Origin of the sequence: Dietzia maris, from assembly GCF_014144855.1 — a bacterium.
Lineage (GTDB): Bacteria > Actinomycetota > Actinomycetes > Mycobacteriales > Mycobacteriaceae > Dietzia > Dietzia kunjamensis.
The window spans coordinates 1-6,108 of the sequence record NZ_JAALDN010000253.1 but is presented as its reverse complement, the minus strand read 5'-3'; the positions used below and the strand labels follow the sequence as shown (position 1 = coordinate 6,108).

The following is a 6,108-nucleotide window of genomic DNA, read 5'->3' as shown; positions in this document are numbered from 1 at the left end:
GCGCCCGCACCTGCTGCGGCCGCCGCGCCGACCACCCCGACTCCGGCCGCCGCGACCCCGTCGCTGGGCAAGAGCGAGGACGACGGCGCCGCCAACAACGAGACCCACCTGCGCGCCGCCCGCGTCCTGGCCATGGCCCAGGAGATGGCCGATCGGCTCACCGGCGAGGCCAAGAAGGAGTCCGACGGACTCATGGCCAAGGCCCGCAGCGAGTCCGACCGGCTGGTGGGCGACGCCAAGTCCCAGTCCGATCGCCTGGTCGGCGACGCCAAGTCCCAGTCCGAGAAGATGGTCGGCGACGCCCGCAAGGAGGCCGACAAGATCCTCACAGAGGCCAAGAGCAAGTCCGACGGCATCGTCAAGGACGCCCAGGCCCGGTCCGAGCAGCAGGTCAAGGAGGCGCAGGCGAAGGCCGATGCCCTGCAGGCCGACGCCGAGCGCAAGCACACCGAGATCATGGCCACCATCAACCAGCAGCGTGGCGTGCTCGAGAGCCGGATCGACCAGCTGCGGACGTTCGAGAAGGACTACCGCAGCCGCCTCACCAGCTACCTGGAGAACCAGCTCTCGGAGCTCGGCAAGACCGGATCGGCCGCCCCGGCCGCCCCGGCCGCCACTGCGGCCTCGTCCACCCCGGGCGGCCCGGCGGCCTCGTCCGCGGCCGGCGAGGGTACCGGCAGTGCCGGCGCTCCCGGCTCGTCCGACCAGTCGGCAAAGAAGGACGGCGGTCACCGCGCCGAGTGATCCACTCCGCGTGACCGATGCGGTCCCCGCCCCTGCCCAAGGGTGCGGGGACCGACGTATATTCGGGGTGGGGGACGGGGCCACCGACGGTGCGACCCCCTTTCCCATCGCACAGCTCCCAGAATTCGCCCAACACCAGGATTCGCCCACCAGGAGGCACGGATGCTCGTCGCCGCGCTCGGACTGACGGTCCTCGGTTTCGCCTTCCTCGTGGCGGCCGTCGCGACAGGTCAGATCGGGTGGGCGTGGGCGTGTATCGTCGTCGGAGCCCTGGGGCTCATCCTGCTGCTGGCCGACCTGGTCCGTGGGCGCGCCGAGCGCGACCGCGAGCCGCGGATGACCTCGGAAGAGGCGGACGCCCGCACCGACGGGTAATATCGGAGCCTGTTCGGTCGTGAGCCGGACGCGCGGAGATCCGGCCATCACCGGGGAGTGCTCGGAAGAACGGTGGGACCCCGCACGGCGGGGACCGCTCAGTAGAACCGAACGGGGGAGCCCGTCACAGCCCGACCCACGAGTGGGCGTCGCACGTCGTCGCCAAACGGGGTGGTACCGCGGACGGAACGCGCCAGACGCGATCCGGTTCGTCCCCGAGCGCAGGCCTGACGGCCCCACGGATGCGAACTCGTGCGGGCCCCGTACGCGAGGAGTCCGCCCACATGAGCACCGAACCCGTAGCGACCGAACCCGCCGACGGCGAGCCCGCTGCCACCGGCAGCGCGTACCCCGTGCTCGACCTCGCCGGGGGCGCCACGTCCCAGACGCCGTCGTTCCCCGCCCTCGAGGAGACGGTCCTGCAGCGGTGGGACGAGCGCGACACGTTCCGCGAGTCCATCCGTAACCGTGCGGGCGCGCAGGAGTACGTCTTCTACGACGGGCCCCCGTTCGCCAACGGCCTGCCCCACTACGGTCACCTGCTCACCGGGTACGTCAAGGATGTCGTCCCGCGCTATCGCACCATGCGTGGGTACAGGGTCGAGCGCCGGTTCGGCTGGGACTGCCACGGCCTGCCCGCCGAGCTCGAGGCCGAGAAGCAGCTCGGCATCACCGAGAAGTCCCAGATCCTCGACATGGGCCTGGCCGAGTTCAACAACGCCTGCGAGATGTCGGTGCTGCAGTACACCGACGAGTGGGAGAAGTACGTCCACCGCCAGGCCCGCTGGGTGGACTTCGACAACGACTACAAGACCCTCGACATCGACTTCACCGAGTCCGTGCTGTGGGCCTTCAAGCGGCTCTACGACAAGGGCCTGATCTACAAGGGTTTCCGCGTGCTGCCGTACTCCTGGTACGAGCAGACGCCACTGTCCAACCAGGAGACCCGCCTGGACGACGCCTACAAGATGCGTCAGGACCCGGCCGTCACCGTCGGGCTGCCCCTGGAGGCCCCTCAGGACAGCCCGTTCCACGGCGCCGAGGCACTGGTGTGGACCACCACGCCGTGGACCCTGCCCTCCAACCTCGCCGCCGCCGTCCACCCCGAGATCGACTACTCGGTGGTCCGGGTCGACTCCGGTGAGTTCGCCGGGCGGAGCTTCGTCCTCGCCGAGGCACGCCGCGGCGTCTACGCCGCCGAGTTCGGTGAGGACGCGGAGGTCGTGACGACCGTCAAGGGCTCCGAGCTGGTGGGCCTGCGGTACACCCCGCCGTTCGACTTCTTCGCCGGTCACGCGGGTGCGCACGTCGTGCTCTCGGCCGACTATGTCACCACCGAGTCCGGTACCGGCGTCGTCCACCTCGCGCCCGCCTTCGGTGAGGAGGACAAGGACGCCTGCGACGCCGCCGGGATCGAGCTCGTCATCCCGGTGGGCCCGGACGGCAAGTTCACCGCCGAGGTGCCGCCGTACGCCGGGCAGCTCGTCTTCGACGCCAACGCGCCCATCTCCCGCGATCTGCGGGCCGATGGCCGTCTGATCCGCCACGAGACCATTGAGCACTCCTACCCGCACTCCTGGCGCTCCGGCCAGCCGCTCATCTACATGGCGTTGCCCGCGTGGTTCGTCAAGGTCACCGCGTTCCGGGACCGCATGGTGGAGCTCAACCGCGAGCACATCACCTGGATGCCGGAGCACGTGCGCGACGGCCAGTTCGGCAAGTGGCTCGAGGGCGCCCGCGACTGGAACATCAACCGCAACCGCTACTGGGGCGCCCCGATCCCGGTGTGGGAGTCCGACGACCCCGCCTACCCGCGGGTCGACGTCTACGGGTCCCTCGACGAGTTGGAAGCCGACTTCGGCGTCCGGCCCACCGACCTGCACCGCCCGTACATCGACGAGCTGACCCGGCCCAACCCGGACGACCCGACCGGCAAGTCGACCATGCGCCGCATCCCGGACGTGTTCGACTGCTGGTTCGAGTCCGGGTCGATGCCGTTCGCCCAGGTCCACTACCCCTTCGAGAACAAGGAGTGGTTCGAGACCCACAACCCGGGTGACTTCATCGTCGAGTACAACGGGCAGACCCGCGGCTGGTTCTACACCCTGCACGTGCTGGCCACCGCGCTGTTCGACCGTCCCGCGTTCACCCATGTCGCCGCCCACGGGATCGTCCTGGGCAACGACGGTCTCAAGATGAGCAAGTCCAAGGGCAACTACCCGGACGTCAACGAGGTGTTCTCCCGCGACGGCTCGGACGCCATGCGCTGGTTCCTCATGAGCTCGCCGATCCTGCGGGGCGGCAACCTCGTGGTGACCGAGCAGGGCATCCGCGAGGGCGTCCGCCAGGCCATGCTGCCGCTGTGGAACTCCTACAGCTTCTTCCAGCTGTACGCCTCCCGCCGGGCCACCTGGCGTACGGACTCGGAGCACGTGCTGGACCGCTACATCCTGTCCCGCCTGGCGTCCACGCGCGACGCCATGACCGAGGCGCTGGACGCCACCGACATCGCCGCGGCCTGCGACGAGCTGCGCATGTTCGCCGACGCCCTGACCAACTGGTACGTCCGCCGGTCGCGCTCCCGGTTCTGGGCCGGCGAGGACAGCGGCCAGGATTCCCGCGACGCCTTCGACACCCTCTACACGGTCCTCGAGACCACCATGCGCCTCGCCGCGCCGCTGCTGCCGCTGATGAGCGAGGTCGTGTGGACCGGGCTCACCGGTGAGGAGTCGGTGCACCTGGTGGACTGGCCGGCCGCCGATGAGCTGCCGCACGATGCCGACCTGGTCGAGGCGATGGAGGCCGTGCGCGACGTGTGCTCCACCGTGTCCTCGATCCGCAAGGCCAAGCACCTGCGGGTGCGCCTGCCGCTCAGCTCGCTCACGGTGGCCATGCCCGACGCAGAGCGGCTCCAGCCGTTCACCGGTCTCATCGCCGACGAGGTCAACGTCCGCGAGGTGCGCCTCACCAGCGACGTGGCCACTCACGGGCGGATGGAACTGGCGGTCAACGCGCGCGCTGCCGGCCCGCGGCTGGGCAAGCAGGTCCAGGCCTGCATCAAGGCCGCCAAGTCCGGTGACTGGACCGAGACCGACGGCGTCGTGGTCGCCGGCGGCGTCGAGCTGCAGGAGGGCGAGTACGAGCACCGGCTCGTGGCCGCCGATCCCGAGTCCACGGCGGCGCTGCGCGGCGGTGCCGGCCTGGTCGTGCTGGACCTGACGGTCACCGAGGAGCTCGAGGCCGAGGGCTGGGCCAAGGACCGGATCCGCGAGATCCAGGAGGCCCGCCGCGGTGCCGGTTTCGACATCTCCGACCGCATCCGGGTGCGCATGGAGGTGCCGGCCGCCCGCCGTGAGTGGGCGGACCGTCACGCGCAGCTCGTCGCCGGCGAGGTGCTGGCCACCGACTTCGCCGTGGTCGACGCACTGGATCAGGCAGACGGGGACCCGGTCGAGCTCGCCGAGGGCGTCCGGATGACGCTGGCTCGGGTCTGACCGGCGGCTCGTCATGGGTGGCGGGCAGGATCGCTGGGTCCTGCACGTGGACATGGACGCGTTCTTCGCGTCCTGCGAGCAGCTGACCCGGCCGACCCTGCGGGGTCGGCCGGTGCTCGTGGGCGGTCAGGGCGGCCGCGGTGTGGTGGCGGGGTGTTCCTACGAGGCGCGAGCCAAGGGTGCCCGCTCGGCCATGCCCTCACACCAGGCGCGTCGACTGGTGGGGCCGGGCGCGGTGTTCGTCTCGCCGCGGATGCCGGTCTACCGGGTTCTGAGCCGCCGGGTGTTCGAGGTGTTCGCCGAGCACGCGCCGGTCGTGGAGCAGATCTCCGTGGACGAGGCCTTCCTCGAGCCGCCGGAGCTGCGGGGCGCCGACGCCGACCGCACCCGACAGTGGGCGCAGGAGTTGCGTGCCGCCATCCGTGCGGCGACCGGGCTCCCGGCGTCGGTGGGGGCGGGCGCGGGCAAGCAGTACGCCAAGATCGCCTCGGAGCTGGCCAAGCCGGACGGTGTGGTGGTGGTGCCGCGCCGCGACCACGCCGAGGTGATGTTCCCGCTTCCGGTGCGGAGCCTGTGGGGAGTGGGTCCGGTGGCGGGGGAGCGGCTGGCGCAGTTCGGGGTGGCGACCATCGGCGACCTCGCGGCGATGGACGACGACGACGTGGCCCACGCGCTCGGCAAGACGGTCGGCCCGGCGATCGCCCGGATCGCGCGGGGCTACGACGACCGGCCGGTGCACGAGCGGGCCGAGGCCAAGCAGATCAGCGCCGAGAGCACGTTCGCCGCCGATCTCACGACGTCGGGTCAGGTCGCGGCGGCGGTGCGCCGGGCGGCCGAGGCGGCGCACCGCAGGCTGCTCTCCGACGGCCGTGCGGCGCGGACGGTGACGGTCAAGGTCAAGCGCTCGGACTTCACCTCGATCACCCGCTCGTACACGTTGCCGGTGGGCACCACGTCGCTGGAGACGATCATCGGGGTGGCGCGCTCGCTCGCCCCGGACCCGGTCGACTTCGGGGCGATCCGACTGCTGGGCGTGGGGGTGTCCGGCCTCACCGATCACTACCAGGACGCGCTGTTCGAGCAGGAGTTCGTTCCCGTGGACCGATCGGGACACGACGACGACGACGACGAGGACCTGCCCGACATCGTCGGAGTGGGCACCACCGTCGCCACCGACGAGTCCGAACCGGCCGACGACGGGACCGGACCCGCGGACGAGGGGGCGGCCGACGGACGGGGGGCAGGGGAACTCCCGGCGATCGGGGCGTGGCGGCAGGCCGGGCACCGGCGTTTCGAGACGGGCGCGGACGTGCGACACCCGGAATTCGGGCACGGCTGGGTGCAGGGATCGGGCCACGGCCGGGTGTCGGTCCGGTTCGAGACGGCGGCGACGGGCCCCGGTCGGATGCGCACATTCGCCGAGGACGATCCGGACCTCGAGCCCGCGGACCCGCTGGACTCCCTGGGGTGGTGACCCGGCGGCCCCGCGCCGCCC

At 71.3% G+C, this 6,108-nt stretch carries 4 protein-coding genes; all 4 read left to right on the top strand.

What is annotated here, in order from left to right; translation table 11 throughout:
• Positions 1-744: DivIVA domain-containing protein (locus G6024_RS08965; protein ID WP_159148522.1), on the top strand; the 744-nt coding region annotated here is incomplete at its 5' end.
• A 162-nt stretch (positions 745-906) separates the two neighbouring features.
• Positions 907-1,119, top strand: a complete 213-nt coding sequence (locus tag G6024_RS08960; protein WP_159148521.1) for a hypothetical protein — start codon at positions 907-909, stop codon at positions 1,117-1,119.
• A 284-nt stretch (positions 1,120-1,403) separates the two neighbouring features.
• Positions 1,404-4,613 carry an isoleucine--tRNA ligase gene (gene ileS, locus G6024_RS08955; protein WP_182640353.1) on the top strand — a complete coding sequence of 1,070 codons (3,210 nt, stop codon included), beginning with the start codon at positions 1,404-1,406 and terminating at the stop codon, positions 4,611-4,613.
• Positions 4,614-4,626: 13 nt separating this feature from the next.
• The gene (locus G6024_RS08950; protein ID WP_159148520.1) at positions 4,627-6,087 is read left to right on the top strand and encodes a DNA polymerase IV; all 1,461 of its coding nucleotides are present in this window, start codon (positions 4,627-4,629) and stop codon (positions 6,085-6,087) included.
• Positions 6,088-6,108 lie beyond the last annotated feature (21 nt).